The organism is Pokkaliibacter plantistimulans, assembly GCF_003194385.1.
Taxonomy (GTDB): Bacteria; Pseudomonadota; Gammaproteobacteria; order Pseudomonadales; family Balneatricaceae; genus Pokkaliibacter; species Pokkaliibacter plantistimulans.
On sequence record NZ_LAPT01000098.1, the window covers coordinates 16,996 to 31,693 of the forward strand.

General features: G+C 58.7%; 13 protein-coding genes. 8 read left to right on the plus strand and 5 right to left on the minus strand.

Translation table 11 applies throughout. From position 1 onward, the window contains the following. Positions 1–104 precede the first annotated feature (104 nt). On the plus strand, positions 105–1,442 hold the full coding sequence (gene astB / locus WH50_RS19125; protein WP_110188900.1) for an N-succinylarginine dihydrolase: 1,338 nt from the start codon (positions 105–107) through the stop codon (positions 1,440–1,442). 396 nt (positions 1,443–1,838) lie between these two features. Continuing rightward, entirely contained in the window at positions 1,839–4,025 is a 2,187-nt protein-coding gene (locus WH50_RS19130; RefSeq protein WP_133251373.1) for a bifunctional diguanylate cyclase/phosphodiesterase, read from the plus strand. Between the two features lie 72 nt (positions 4,026–4,097). Here WH50_RS19130 and WH50_RS19135 read toward each other — a convergent pair whose 3' ends face one another. After that, the gene (locus tag WH50_RS19135; RefSeq protein ID WP_110188902.1) at positions 4,098–5,687 is read right to left on the minus strand and encodes a sensor domain-containing diguanylate cyclase; all 1,590 of its coding nucleotides are present in this window, start codon (positions 5,685–5,687) and stop codon (positions 4,098–4,100) included. Between the two features lie 401 nt (positions 5,688–6,088). Here WH50_RS19135 and corA point away from each other — a divergent pair, with 401 nt between their 5' ends. Both corA and WH50_RS19145 read left to right on the plus strand, forming a co-directional pair. Continuing rightward, complete coding sequence (corA, locus tag WH50_RS19140; protein WP_104152904.1) at positions 6,089–7,036, plus strand: magnesium/cobalt transporter CorA; 948 nt, start codon at positions 6,089–6,091, stop codon at positions 7,034–7,036. A 216-nt stretch (positions 7,037–7,252) separates the two neighbouring features. Then, on the plus strand, positions 7,253–7,708 hold the full coding sequence (locus tag WH50_RS19145; RefSeq protein ID WP_104152903.1) for a DUF4399 domain-containing protein: 456 nt from the start codon (positions 7,253–7,255) through the stop codon (positions 7,706–7,708). A gap of 105 nt (positions 7,709–7,813) precedes the next feature. Here the strand turns inward: WH50_RS19145 and WH50_RS19150 are convergent, their stop codons facing one another. Beyond that, positions 7,814–8,698, minus strand: coding sequence for a DMT family transporter (locus WH50_RS19150; protein WP_110188903.1), 885 nt, complete (start codon positions 8,696–8,698; stop codon positions 7,814–7,816). 336 nt (positions 8,699–9,034) lie between these two features. On the opposite strand from WH50_RS19150, the gene WH50_RS19155 reads away from it, so the two are divergent. Then, positions 9,035–9,520, plus strand: coding sequence for a CesT family type III secretion system chaperone (locus tag WH50_RS19155; RefSeq protein WP_110188904.1), 486 nt, complete (start codon positions 9,035–9,037; stop codon positions 9,518–9,520). Between the two features lie 24 nt (positions 9,521–9,544). Beyond that, a complete protein-coding gene (locus WH50_RS19160) occupies positions 9,545–9,880 on the plus strand; it encodes a hypothetical protein (protein ID WP_110188905.1) in 336 nt (111 codons plus the stop codon). 18 nt (positions 9,881–9,898) lie between these two features. On the opposite strand, the gene cfa is transcribed toward WH50_RS19160, so the two are convergent. After that, positions 9,899–11,080, minus strand: coding sequence for a cyclopropane fatty acyl phospholipid synthase (cfa, locus tag WH50_RS19165; RefSeq protein ID WP_110188906.1), 1,182 nt, complete (start codon positions 11,078–11,080; stop codon positions 9,899–9,901). A gap of 380 nt (positions 11,081–11,460) precedes the next feature. Here cfa and WH50_RS26410 point away from each other — a divergent pair, with 380 nt between their 5' ends. Next, positions 11,461–11,610 (plus strand): hypothetical protein, encoded by a 150-nt coding sequence (locus WH50_RS26410; protein WP_165838485.1) that lies wholly within the window; start codon positions 11,461–11,463, stop codon positions 11,608–11,610. 160 nt (positions 11,611–11,770) lie between these two features. Here WH50_RS26410 and WH50_RS19170 read toward each other — a convergent pair whose 3' ends face one another. Further along, positions 11,771–12,589, minus strand: coding sequence for a FecR family protein (locus tag WH50_RS19170; protein WP_110188907.1), 819 nt, complete (start codon positions 12,587–12,589; stop codon positions 11,771–11,773). A 186-nt stretch (positions 12,590–12,775) separates the two neighbouring features. Between WH50_RS19170 and WH50_RS19175 the strand changes: the two genes are divergently transcribed. Then, positions 12,776–13,561 carry an arylamine N-acetyltransferase family protein gene (locus tag WH50_RS19175; protein ID WP_110188908.1) on the plus strand — a complete coding sequence of 262 codons (786 nt, stop codon included), beginning with the start codon at positions 12,776–12,778 and terminating at the stop codon, positions 13,559–13,561. Between the two features lie 155 nt (positions 13,562–13,716). Here the strand turns inward: WH50_RS19175 and WH50_RS19180 are convergent, their stop codons facing one another. Continuing rightward, positions 13,717–14,619: an EamA family transporter gene (locus WH50_RS19180; RefSeq protein ID WP_110188909.1), complete on the minus strand. Its 903-nt coding sequence runs from the start codon at positions 14,617–14,619 to the stop codon at positions 13,717–13,719. Between the last annotated feature and the right edge of the window lie 79 nt (positions 14,620–14,698).

Here is a 14,698-nt window from a genome sequence, read left to right on the forward strand (position 1 = left end):
TGGCGAGAGTGAACCGGTTCTGAGGCAGAACAACAGTTAAAACGGAATGAATTCGCCGGGCACAGCTGCCCGGCGTGACACGAGTTTGATGCGGAGTCTTTGCTATGCGCGCCTTTGAAGCCAACTTTGACGGCCTGGTCGGCCCGACCCATAACTACGCCGGTTTGTCGTTCGGTAACGTAGCCTCCATGGGCAACGAAGCGGCGCCTTCCAACCCGAAGGAAGCGGCCAAACAGGGTCTGCAGAAGATGAAAGCGCTGGCGGATCTGGGCCTGTATCAGGGGGTACTGGCACCGCAGGAGCGTCCTGATGTGCATACCCTGCGCAAGCTTGGCTTCTCCGGCTCGGATGCCGAGGTGCTGGCTCAGGCTGCCAGACAAGCGCCCAAGGTGCTGGCAGCGGTGAGTTCGGCTTCGAGCATGTGGACGGCCAATGCAGCCACGGTGTCACCCAGTGCAGATACGGCCGATGGCCGGGTGCATTTCACCCCTGCCAATCTGGTCAACAAGTTTCATCGCTCTACCGAGCATCCGGTCACGGGGCGAATCCTGCAGGCCATGTTCACTGATGAGCGCCATTTCGCCCATCATCCGGCATTGCCCAGCGTTGACCACTTCGGTGATGAAGGGGCGGCTAACCATACCCGCTTTGCCCAGCAGTACGGTGATGCAGGCGTGGAGTTCTTTGTGTTTGGCAAGTACGCCTTTGACAGCCGTCAGCCCGCGCCGCAGCGTTTCCCTGCCCGTCATACCTTTGAAGCTTCGCAAGCGGTGGCCCGTCTGCACGGTCTGAACCCGGCGAAGGTGGTGTATGCCCAGCAAAACCCGGCAGTGATTGATGCCGGTGTGTTCCATAACGATGTCATCGCCGTGGGTAACCTCAACGTCTCCTTCTACCATCAGGAAGCCTTCCTCAATACCGCTGAGGTCAACGCTCAGCTGCGCGCTGCCATGGGTGAAGGTGAGTTCCACTTCGTCGAAGTACCCACTGCCGAGGTGCCGGTGCTGGACGCGGTGAAGTCCTACCTGTTCAACTCTCAGCTGATCGCCCTGCCCGACGGCGGCATGGCCATCGTGGTGCCGGAAGAGTGCCGTAAAACTGCCAGTGTCTGGGCATATCTGAACAAGCTGGTGACGCTGGGAACGCCGATCAGGGAAGTGAAGGTCTTCAATCTGACCCAGTCCATGAGCAATGGTGGCGGCCCAGCCTGCCTGCGCCTGCGAGTGGTACTGAACGAGGCGGAGCAGGCAGCAGTAAATCCTGCGGTATGGATGAACGATGGCCTGTTCAGCCGCCTCAACGGCTGGGTAGATCGTCACTACCGTGACCGTCTGGTGGAAGCCGATCTGGCTGACCCGCAGCTGTTGCTGGAGTCCCGCACGGCACTGGATGAACTGACCGGCATTCTTGCTCTGGGTGCGGTCTATCCGTTCCAGCGCTGAGCGCCTGTCACGAGCTTCCATAGCCTCACCGGGTGTGCAGCACTCTGTGAGGTCTTTTATATTTATTTGGGCGCACTCCTGGTGCTATGGCGGTGGTTTTTTGCTGCCGACCTTACCGCTGATAGGGGTGTGTATCTCCGTGTGAATGTCTGTCACCTTTGGAGGCAGACTTGCCCTTTCCCCTGCCGCTTTGTGCTTTATTCTAGTTATAGACGTCAGTCATGCTGATGCGCCGCAACAGATCAGGGTTTGTTCCTTGATCCAGAGGCGCCACCTGAGGCAGACTGCGTGCGAGTTGTTTGTCGGTCATCCTTTAACACCGACAGATGAACCATTCCCTTGAAAGAGCGCAGCCGGTTGCATGAAAGCCGGACATGCAGCCGAAGAGAGAGTGCATTGGCTGGTTTGATCCCACGTTTTCGCAAGTTGGTTCCCCTCTGGGCGTTTATCATCGTCGCCCTGGCGGGAAGCTATTGGATCAATCTCAACCAGCAAGTGCGTGTTCAGGAACAGAATCTGGCTATGCAGCAGCTGGGCTCCGCGCAGGTCAGTATTCTGGAAAAGCGCATGCGCCGCGCCCTTTCCGCTTCCTATATCCTTGGTCAGGATGTCATCCGCCACCATGGCGACGTCGAAAAGTTCGATGAACTGGCGGCAGGTATCTTCAGCTACATGGATGAAATCAGCAGCCTGCAGCTGGCACCCGATGGGGTTATTCGTTTTATCTATCCCCTTAAGGGCAACGAACCGGCCATTGGCCTCAGTATTGCTCAGCTGGAAAACAAGATTTTCGGCTACAGCCCCAGCCAGAATGTGATTCAGTCCGAATCGGCCAAGATGATCGGTCCGCTGCCTCTGGTACAGGGCGGTGTGGCGATGATTGCCCGCAATCCGGTGTTTATTAAAGACGATAATGGCATTACGCACTTCTGGGGGCTGGCCTCGGCCGTGGTTACCCTGAGTGAAATCGTCAATGCGACCGCGCTGGAAGCCATGGCAGCGCAGGGGTATCGCTATCGCCTGTGCTACGTGGATATGCACGGCAATACCCATCCTATCGCCCAGTCGGCTATCCCGCTCAACCAGGACAGCTACATGGAGTTCGATATGGATATTCCCGGGGTGAACTGGATGCTCAGACTCAGCCATCCGCTGCCTGTGGGTGCCCTGACGGTACTGGCTTATGTCCTGATTCTGCTGCTGGCGCTGATTGCTGCCTGGGTCATCCACCGCTTCAGCCGCGAGCCGGAGCGCTTGCGCCAACTGGTGCAGGAGCGCACGGCAGAGCTCAAACAGCACGCCTATTTCGATTTCCTGACGGGTCTGGCGAACCGGCGTATGTTGCAGGACACCCTGCAGCTGGCTATCGGCACCCACCAGCTGAGCAACAGCCGTGGCGCCCTGCTCTATATGGATCTGGATGACTTCAAACGCATCAACGATTCCCTTGATCACCAGATGGGTGATCAGCTGTTGAAAACGGTCTCCGAACGGGTGACGGCGCTGGTCGGCAGCCGTGGCGTTGTAGCCCGTCTGGGCGGTGATGAGTTTGCGGTGCTGCTGCACGATGCCAGTGATACCGCGGAGATCAGTCAGCTGGCCGATGCGCTGCTACTGCAGATCAGCCAGCCCATCAGCCTGCGCAACCGGCAGATCAGTGTCTCAGCCAGTATAGGGATCACGCTGCTACCTGATGACGGTGACAATCTGGTCGATATTCTGCGCAATGCCGATCTGGCTCTGTATGAAGCCAAGAAGCAGGGCAAGAACTGCTACGGCTTTTTTGATCCGGTGCTGCAGCACGACATCAACAACATGATGCAGGTTGAAGAGGAACTGCGTCTGGCCCTCAGTGACAGGCAGTTTGTGCTGCATCTGCAGCCGATCTTCTGTCTGCAGAGCCGGGCACTGAAGAAGTGTGAAGTACTGATTCGCTGGCAGCATCCTGAACGCGGTCTGCTGTTCCCCGGCCACTTCATTGATATTGCTGAGTCTACCGGGCTGATTATTCCGCTGGGCTACTGGGTATTCCGCGCCGCCTGTGACAAGGTGGTGGAGCGTATTCAGGCAGGTCTGCCCGCGGTGCCTCTGACCGTCAACGTCAGTGCCAACCAGCTCAAGGAGCGCGATCTGGTGGTACAGTTCGAGCGCATCCTGCAGGAGACCGGAGCACCTGCCGCATTGCTGGAGCTGGAGATCACCGAGTCGCTGATCATGGAAGATATGGATCAGGCCGTACTGCTGCTGGAGCAGTGCCGCAAGCTTGGTCTGAAGGTGGCTATTGATGATTTTGGCACCGGCTACTCATCGCTGGCACAGCTGAAGAAGCTGCCGGTCGATACCCTGAAGGTTGACCGCAGCTTTGTGCAGGATCTGACCCTGGATCACGATGACCGGCAGATCACTGCAGCAATCATTGCCATGGCTCACAAGCTGGATCTGGATGTCGTCGCCGAAGGGATTGAAACCGAGGAGCAGTTTGAAATTCTGCTCAACTATGGCTGTGATATGGGCCAGGGTTACCTGCTGGGACGACCAGTACCAGACCCCTTTGTGGTGCTGGATCAGGCCACCTCCCGCTGACGGGTTGTGGATAGTTCTGGCTGTTACCGAAGGGATGGCGGTACTGCCTACTGCCTACTGCCTACGCGCCACTCAGCCAGACTGACTGACGTGTTGCGGGCAGTGCACATAGACCTGATTGCGCCCTGCTCCCTTGGCTTCATACAGCGCTTCATCGGCACGACGCAGCAGGTCACTGATCTTGTCTTCCCGACCCAGACTGGTGATGCCGATACTGATGGTGACGGAGATACTTTCCTGTTTCCACGGTGTGGGCTCAGCCGCAATCATCTGCCGCAGTCTTTCCATCAGTATCTGTGCATCCTGCGCATGGGTTTCCGGCAGTACCATCACGAACTCTTCCCCGCCCAGGCGGGCCAGAACGTCGGTACTGCGTTTGTTACTGCTCAGTAGCCTGGCCACATGAATCAGTACTGCGTCACCGGCACCATGGCCAAGGGTATCGTTGATCTTCTTGAAGTAGTCGAGGTCGAGTACTGCCACGCTCAGCGGCCGACGATAACGGCGTGAGCGGGTCCATTCCTCTTCCAGCATCAGATCAAGCTTGCGCCGGTTGAAGATGCCAGTCAGTGGGTCCTCACCTGCCAGTGCTTCCAGCTGATTATTGAGCATCTCCAGTTTGGCGTTGCTGGCGCGTAGCTGACGTTCGCCATCGTGGCTGCGGAGCAGGTAGACCAGCGTACTGGCAATCGCCAGCGACAACAGCCCGCTGGCCACCAGCGCAATCAGCAGGTGGGCGGTGTGGCGATGATCCAGTTCATCCAGCTGATCCAGATAGCTGTAGGCAATACCTTCAAAGTCGTTTTCATGACTGGCCTGCCGCTTGATCAGTGCGGGCGAGGTGTGATTGCCGAGGCGCCACAGGGTGTAGCCACCGTAGATGTCACTGATGTCGAGGCGCAGTTTTTCGAACTGGTGCTGCTGATAGCGCTGCAGTTGCTGATCATCACTCATGGCCTGCAACGGCGAGTCGGGCATGGCACGCAGCACATAGTCCGGGTTAGAGGCCATGATCACCAGCCCGACGCTGTCACTGACCATGACGTTGGGCTGCATGACCCAGTTCAGCAGATTGCTGACATTGATCTTCATTGCCACCACGCCGATCACCTCATCCTGATAGGTCACCGGGGCGGAGAAATAGAAGCCCGGCACCAGCGTCGTCGCGCCAATGGCAAACTGATGGCCCTTGCCACCGGCAAGGGCGGTCTTGAAGTAGTCGCGATAGGCGTAGTTGCCGCCGATCAGTGAGGCAGCCTGATCGTAGTTACTGGCCGCCACAGTATTACCAGTGCGGTCCATGGCCCACATGATGTCCACCTTGAGGTCTTCGGTGGCGCGTGCCAGAAAGCGGTTCAGGCGGTTGCGCATGGCCTGGCTGTCGCTCTGCGCCAGCGTCTCGGTCACGTCACGGCTCTGCGCCAGCACCTGTGGCAGGTTGCGCAGCAGCGACAAACTGCGGTCCAGCTCGGTATTGAGGGCGGTCACACGGTTTTGCAGGGCCAGATCTTCCCTGCTGATATAGGCCAGCCGCTGCTGCTGGTCATAGATGTCCAGCGACACATAGAGCGCCGCGAACAGCGGCACAAAGATGGCCAGCGTGACCAGCAGTATGCGTTTGAGGCTGGAAGGCGGTTTGGCGATCAGAGACACATCGGTCATGCAGATTCCTTCGGCTCGATGCGGTGGGCGCGACAACTGTCTGACTATTGTAGGAACTATAGTGGCTTTACGGTGAAAAAAACCGCAACAGATACTGCTAACTAGTAGCCACCTGATGCCAAATGCGGCCTGCCGTGGTTGTTCACAAGGTGATCGTACCCCAATCAGGAGAAACCGCAGGAACACGCTGCCAAGAAAGGCTTTGCCATCCCCCGCAGGCCGCTTAGAATGGCGCGCCAGTAACTGTCTTAATCTGTCGCTAGACTCTTCGCCGCTGGGCTCGGGCGGAGTGTCGCTGCCGGTCTGGGCTCACTGCACTGCGGTGACCAGACAGGTCCTGATGTCTCACCAGCTGCTCTGGTGCTTCTTGTATTTCGCTGTCCGACAGGAGATCACGTTTTATGATCACTGCCTATTATCTGCAGGGCGCTTCCCTGCACATGCAAGAATTAACGACTGAAGATCAGCTGCCCGAGCAGGTGTTATGGGTAGACTGTTTTGAGCCCGATGAGGCAGAGCGCAGCTGGCTTTCCGGTTTCTATCAGGAAGAGATGCCGGACCAGGAAGACATCAACGAGATCGAAGCCTCCTCACGTTTCTACATCGACAAGGACGGCCTGCACATCCACTCGCTGTTCCCCCATAAGGTGGGCAAGGAGCTGCGGGGCGTCAACGTCTCATTCAACCTGCGCGAACGTATGCTGTTCACCGTGCGTGAGGAAGACATCGGCCTGATCCGCCTGTTCCGCAACTATGTCCGCCAGCACCGCATCAGCGTGCGTGATCCGCTGGAGGTGCTGGTGCATCTGTTCAACCTCAAGGTCGATTACCTGTCGGATCTGCTGGAAGACGTCTACACCGTGCTGGAGAAGGCCTCGCAGCAGGTGTTCGAAGATGACGAGCTGGACGAAATGCTGCGTCTGATCACCATTCAGGAAGACGCCAATGGCAAGATCCGTCTGAGCCTGCTGGATACCCAGCGCTCGCTGCGCTTTCTGCAGCGTTACAACAACGACGATCTGGACAAGCCAGCGAAGAAGGAAATCAAGGAGATGCTGGCGGATATCGAATCCCTGCTGCCGCACACCCAGTTCCTGTTCGACAAGATCAACTTCCTGATGGATGCGGCCATGAGCTTCACCAGCCTGCAGCAGAACAAGATCATCAAGATCTTCTCGGTGGCGGCGGTGATCTTCCTGCCGCCCACGCTGATCGCCAGTATTTACGGGATGAACTTCGATACCATGCCGGAGCTGCATACCGAGTATGGCTACCCGATGGCTATTGCCATGATGCTGGCCAGTGCTTTTGGCACCTATTTCTTCTTCAAACGCAAAGGCTGGCTGTAGTTGACGCTATGCCTGCGCGGGCGATGTCTGCGCAGATTTTTTACGCAAAGTTTGCTGTACCCCACCATTGAAAGGACGCCCGGCTGACAGTAAGGAACCCTGTTCCCCAGGTACTGCTGTCTCTTATCGGCACAGGATGCTGCCCAGTACGATCAGCCATTACGGCAGGGTAGGTCTTGTACCGATAGCGGGTCCACACACTACAAGGAGCCTGTTATGCAACGTGTTGCCCTGTCACTGAAAAACGTCTCTCTGCTGGCTGGCAGCCTGCTGGCCGCTGCCCTCAGCGCGCCGCTGCTGGCCGCCGACATGCCGCGAACCCCCGCCCCTGAAGGGGCCAGGGTCTATATCATCTCTCCCAAAGATGGCGATACCGTGAGCCAGACCTTCAAGGTGCAGTTTGGCCTGAGTGGTATGGGGGTGGCGCCTGCAGGCATGGACAAGGCCAATACCGGCCATCACCACCTGCTGATCGATGTGGATACCCTGCCGGCAATGGATATGCCCCTGCCCGCGACCGATCACATCAAGCACTTCGGTGGTGGCCAGACCGAAACCGAGCTGACCCTCAGCCCCGGCAAACATACCCTGCAGCTGATCATGGGTGACAAGCTGCATATTCCGTTCAATCCGCCGGTTATCTCCGACAAAATTACGGTGAACGTCGAGTAAGGTGATTCGCCCACTCGCGCAATAAACAATAAGGCCGGGATCATCCCGGCCTTATTGCATCCATCGCTTTATCTGGCTGACACGCAGCAGATCGTAGGCACGTTCTTAGCTGGGTTTGTTACACCAGCTGGGCTTGATCAGCCCGGTAGACAGCAGGGTGCCGGCGAGAATGACTGCGGCGCCTGCCAGCATCTGAGCACTGACTGCCTCCTGCAGGAACAGATATCCCCACAGCATGCCAAACACCGGAATCAGGAAGGTCACCGTGATGGTCTTGCTCGGGCCGATACGTGACACCAGCCGGAAAAACAGGATGTACGCTACGCCGGTACAGGCGATACCCAGCACCAGCACTGACAGCCAGGACGACAGACCAATACTGTGCTGGGGCAGATACAGAGCCGCCAGCGGGGTCAGCAGGATAAAACCTGCCAGCTGGCTGCCGGTGGCGATCACCAGCGGGTCGATGCCCGACAGATACTTGCGCGTGTAGCTGGCCGCGACACCGTAGCTGCAGGTGGCCAGCAGGGCCGCCACAATCGCCGGGCCGGTGCCATTACCACTGAAACTGACCTTGCCCCAGACCAGGGTAATCACGCCGACAAAACCGATCAGCAGGCCCAGCACCTGCGCCAGCGTCAGTCGCTCCTTGACCCAGACAAAGGCAATCAGGGCGCCCCAGAGCGGCGTGGTGGCGTTGAGAATGGAGGTAAAGCCTGCCGTCATCGACAGGGTGGCATAGCTCAGGAGTACAAAGGGCAACGCTGTATTCAGCACGCCGACGATGGCCAGCTTGCCGGGATGGTCGCCCAGTTTGCGCAGTTTGCCGGTAAAAATGAGGATACCGACCAGAAACACCGAGGCGATACCGAGGCGCACCGCCACCAGGGCAATCGGCCCGAAGGCTGGTACAGCAATGCGCATAAACAGAAAGGAAGCGCCCCATAGCGCTGCCAGCATAAGAAGTTCGCCCAGATCCTGGGTACGCATGATAGTGCTCTCTTGCCGGACCATACCGGTATGCGAGGAAGAACGCCTTGGCCACGGTGCAGTGGTGCAAGGCACCGGCCACTATAAGCCAGACCGCGGGTGCCCGCCATCGGTGTAACAGCCTGTGCACGATCTGTCGGTGCACGCGGTTGAACAGATCCTCTGTCGCTGACTGATCCATGACCATCGCCTCTTCAGCGTTTCGACTGGTCTGGTTTCAGCTCACGAGAGCGTAAACAGGGTGACACGGCGGTGCTGTTTTGACAGGGGTGAACCAGATGCACTGCACAGGCCACTCATCGACTGTTCTCAGGAAGGCTTTGCAGGAGTGATGGATTGAATACCCTACAGGCACGTATCAGCATGGAGCTGTTTCTGGTCCAGCGCGGTTACGCCAGTCCGGGCGATAGCCTGTTTGATGATGCCGGGCAGGCCACCTTTCGCAGCAGTTCAGGGGTGGAGTGCCTGCTGTGGATTCCGGAAGGTCAGACCTGCCTGTATTTCTATGCCCCGGTGCTGGAGCTGACCTATGTCAGTGATGCCACACTGCTGGCTGAGGCACTGGCACTCAATCTCAACCCTGCGCTGACACAGGGCGGTGCGCTGGCCCTGAACCCTGCCAATGGTCATCTGCTGCTGCGTCATGCACTGGACATGGCGATTGATGCTGATGGGCTGGAGCGACAGATGGAAGCTTTCCTCAGCAGTGCCGGGGAACTGCGCGAACGTTTCCAGCGCGCCCAGCAGGCGCCGGTGACGGACCCAACCCAGCGCCCTATCCCGCCTTTCAATACCCGGCTGCAGCAACGTCAGTTCCGTTGAAGGAAAGACTTCAGGGAGTTTGCCATGACCATCAAGATTACCCCGACTACCACTGTGCTACCACAGGAAGGCAGCCAGCCGACAAGCAAGGGCTGGCAATGGGGCGTCAGCTCACCGGCGCTGGATGCTCTGCGTCACCTGCCAGTACCCCGTCAGCAGCCCGCCGCCTCGGCGCTGACGCAGGCACAGCGCCAGCAGCTGGCACCGTTGCTGCAACGGTCGGTGGACTGGCAGGGCTTGCCCGTGGCGGAGTTATTACACGATATGCCTTCGCTGTTTAGCGGTGGCGAAGCGGCGACGTCGTCTGGCCCCAGGGGGGAAGAACAGGCTCCCGCGGCTACTCCTGCGCAGAGAGAGTAGGAGTAGCCAATCGCCTGCTCAGCGGGGAGAGTGATAGCGACTGAGGGGAGACAGGCGTTTACGCAGCACCAGCTGATAGAGCTGCAGTGAACGGCTGCGGAATGCCCCGGCACAGATTTTCAGATAGTAGGTCCACATGCGATAGAAGCGACTGTCGTAGTTGTCCTGCAGCTGTGGCCAGGCCGCATCGAAGTTTTCAAACCAGGCCATCAGGGTGCGGTCGTAATCCGGGCCGAAGTTATGCACATCTTCAATGACGAAATAAGGCTCGCAGGCTGCGCTGATCTGGGTCAGCGAGGGAATGGCGCCGTTGGGGAAGATGTATTTGTGAATCCACGGATCGGTGCCAAGCTGCGATACATCGCTGCCGATGGTGTGCAGGACGAAGATGCCTTCGTCCTTGAGCAGACGATGAGCCGTGCTCATGTAGACATCGTAGTTTTTCTGTCCGACATGCTCGAACATGCCAATCGACACCGCCTTGTCGAACTGTCCCTGCAGGCTGCGATAGTCCATCAGGGCAATCTCTACCGGCAGACCGGCGCAACGCTCATCGGCGAGGGCTTTCTGCTCTTTGGAGATGGTAATGCCGGTGACGCTCACCCCGTAATGGCGGGCCGCCAGCTCAGCAAAGCTGCCCCAGCCGCAGCCGATTTCCACCACGGACTCGCCCTGTTGCAGCTGGGCCTTGCGGCAGATCAGATCCAGTTTGGCCAGCTGCGCCTGATGCAGTGTCGTGGCGTCTTTCCAGTAACCGCAGGAATAGGCCATGGTGTCATCGAGCATGGCCCGGTACAGATCATTGCCAGCGTCGTAATGCTGCTCGCCCACTTGAAAGGCACGTTTCACCGACTGCAGATTGAACAACCGGGCCATCAGCCAGTGTTTGACGAATACCCAGCGACCGGTGATATGGCGCTGCAGCTCGGCCGCCAGTACTTTGCTGATCATTTCATCCAGCTGTTCGCAATCCCACCAGCCGTCAATAAAGGCTTCGCCGACACCGAGAGTACCCTCGGCAAAGGCGCGGTTATAGAACTGCGGATTGTGGATCTGCGGATCCCAGGGGTGGGGGCCGTTGAGGGTAATCCCGGCCTTGGCCAGCTGGCTGGCCAGCCAGTATTCCGCCTGCCGTGAGGCGGTCTTGCGGGTGCGGCTGCTTTTGAGGTCTTTGTCTAGGCTTTCAGCTGTAACTGCCATTGCGCTCTCCCGTCCTTAGCGCATTGGTCTGCCCCTTGGCGCGGACAGGCCAATGTCTGGATGACTAAACGACCAGTGCGTCTGGTACGCGAACGAATAGACAACCCACATGGGGGATATGGCGACGGACCTTTCCGCCTGATGCTGCGACCTATCCGACAAGGCTGTCTGTATGAGTCGGGTGATTGATGGATGCCAGAACCTGAGTACGATCAGCTGTGCTGAAGGCGGGCCTCAGGGCGCTGGAACTGCCCGGGTGTACTTCGCCAGTGATACCGTGAACAGGGTCTGGAGTGCTTTGATCGGGTAGCGGACCTGCTGTCGCTACGTCAGTTCGATCAAGTGATAGTAAAAACATCCCAGCAAAAACGACGCCAGATATGGCTACCATTGCAAATATAACGACGACGCCCATTGCCAAAATCAATTACCTCTGTTTTGGGCCACAACGCCGGGCAATTCAAGGCAAGCGTCTGCAGAGCCATGATTTTTTCACGAATGATGGTGGTTTAACGGGAGAAAGCCAGTGAAACTCGGGGAAATGACGGTTTTTAGCCGCTAAAAGCAAGTATCTGGCAACCGCCTGTTGCATCAGATCAACGATGCCGGAGGGGGGCGATAACCCGGCGGAATCCGGGTCAGAGCAGACCATGCATTACGGTGATGCATGATCTGCCCGGGTGATGATGGTTAACGCCCACTGCTGGTGCCGGTGGTGCCTGTGCTGCCTCCACCGTCGATAGCCATGATGCCGATCCCCATGATGATGGCGGCACCACTGACCCCCAGAGGAGTCAGGCTGGCACCGTCAGAAGGGCCTTTGGCTGCCGCTGCTGCTGCATACCAGCCGCTGTCCTGCGGCAGCATCGCCGGTGCCCGGTCAAGGATGGTGATGACCCCGTTCTGGCCATCGACATAGAAAAACTGCCCTGCCCGTACCACCCGCTGCTCGGTCGGGCTGGTAATGACAATGCTGCCACTGCTGACACCACCGGCCAGCCCCGGCTGAGTGGCGTATTGCTGCCCGCACTGAGCATCACAGAGAAACACCTGAAAATCCGTGCCACGGATACCGATACTGGCGACCCGGCTGTTGAGCTGATAGTGCTCGGGATGGGCACTGCCGATCTGGCCGCTGAGCGAGCGCATGCCGCCCTTGATCAGCTCCAGTGTCACCTGCCCGTCACGCTGCTGCGGTTGCCACTGGTAATCGACCAGCCGCAGGCTGGAGTTGGCCTGCAGGGCCAGCCTGCCGTCATCCTGCATGCGAATATCCAGACGGCCATCGGCGCCGGTTTGCAGTACGTCGTCATCCTGCACGGGAGCCCGCCGCGCCAGGGGGCGAACCGCACCACTGGCATCGGTGGCCTGGGTCTGACCGACACTGAGCAGCACTTGCCCCACCGTCTCTGCGGCGTGCGCCAGATTGGCGGACAGACAGGCAGCGACTACAAACAGGGGGAGAGATAGCAGGCGGAAGCTGGGGGAAATAGCGAAAGGTTTGGCCATGATCAACGCTCATCTGCAGAAAGCCACGGGGCTCATGCTGATCAGTGTAGCAGTGGTCTGGTAGTGCACCAGTGCAGCAACGATGAACGACTTTTTCGCAGCAGGCCAGCGTGAAATCCCGCGGGCTGTTAGAATGCGGCTTCTTTTTTCGTTGGGCCATCGCCCACAGTGCACAGGGAGCTTGTCATGCACGCCGCCTCGCTTGAACTGCCCGCCAATTTCGACCTTACTGCCTACCTGCAACGCATTGGTTTCAGTGGCACTGCCGGAGCCGATCTGGCCACCCTGCAGAGCCTGATGCGCTGTCAGCTGTTCAGCGTTCCGTTTGAAAATCTTGATGTGCAGGCCGGCAAGATCGTCTCCCTGCAGCCTGCGGATATCGTCGACAAGATCGTCAACCAGCGTCGTGGCGGCTATTGCTACGAGGTCAACGGTATTTTTGCCATGGCCCTGCAGACTCTCGGTTTCGAGTTCCGCATGGTTGCCTGCCGGCCGATGTTCTACCCGGTGCGTCGCCCCAAGACCCACATGGCGCTGGTGGTGCATATCGATGGCAAGCGCTGGCTGTGTGATCTGGGCTTTGGCAGCTATGGCATCCGCGCACCGCTGGATCTGGATCAGCTGGATGACGATATCGTGCAGGACTACGACCGCTTCCGTCTGAGCATGAGCAATGACCGCGAATACCTGTTGCAGGCCTGGACCGATGGCCAGTGGGTCAATCAGTACGGCTTTGACCTCTATGCGCAGGAGTGGATCGACTTCGCACCGGCCAACTACCTCAACTCCACCCATCCCGATGCGGTCTTCGTGCAGAAGCCGTTACTGGTACAACACCACAGCGACGGTCGCACCATCCTGTTCGGCAACAGCCTCAAGCAGATTCGCCGCGGTGAAACTGAACAACGACAGTTCGACGCCGAGGAATATCCGGCGCTGCTGCAGCAGTACTTTGCCTTGCAGCCTGTGTAAATCGTGAAGGCGTTATTGGTACGGGTGACCGTTAGCCGCCTGTCGGCTGTGACAGGCGGCTGATCCGCGACCCCGGCGAGTTGCCCGTCAGCTGGCCGGGGTGGGGTTGCCAGCCATCTGCTTGCCGCTCCTCCCTTCCCCCTCTCCTTTCTGCGTTACCCCAGTGCCACCAGCAACAGGCCGATAACAATCACCGTCACGCCCAGCAGCCGTGGCGCGGTGGGAGTTTCCTTCAGCCAGACGATACCGGCCAGCACTCCGAGCGGGATCGACAGCTGGCGCAGGGCCACCACATAGCTGACGTCGGTGACGTAGGACATGGCAATCAGAATCAGCCAGTAGGTCAGCAGAATGGCAATACCGGTGCTGGCCCAGACCTTCATCTGCTGGCGTTGCAGCAGGCCAAGCAACGTTGGCCGCTCCTGCTGGCCGAGCAGACAGACTGGCAGCATCCACAGCACCGAGCTGTAAGCCTGCAGCGTCAGATACAGGCTGCCCGCTTCAAAGGCACTGAGACCGTGCTGACGCAGGACCCTGAGGGCCGCACTGTCGATCAGCGAATAGCCACAGGTGCCGAGGGCGGCCAGCAGCATAAAGCCCAGTGCCGGCGTGGCGTAGCTGCGCCAGTGCAGTGCGCTGAGGCGGGGCAGTGGCAGGATCAGGCTGCCAATAACGATGACCATCATCCCCAGCCAGTCGGCGGCGGTCAGGACCCGGTTATCCAGCAGCAGCCAGCTGATACAGGGCACCATCACCACCGGTAGCGCGCGCGCCATCGGATAGATCAGGCTGACATCGGCACGGGCGTAGGCCCAGGCCAGCCCTGCCATATAGACCGCCTGCGCCAGCCCGGTGCCCAGCAGCAGCCACCAGAAGGTGGCAGGCATGGCGGGCAGCTGCCACAGCAGGGAAAACACAAAGGGCGTGAACGCCAGAGCGCCGGCACTCATCGACAGGGTAAAGAAGGACAATGAGGGCGCGTGACGCTTGCCCATCAGGTTCCAGCCTGCGTGCATCATGGCAGAGAAGATAATCAGGCCGATGGCTATGGGACTCACGGTAAACCTCGTGGGCAGGGAGTGAGACAGGCAGGTGACTAAGTGGGCAACAGTGTGAAGGGTTCAGCGCCGGTGCACC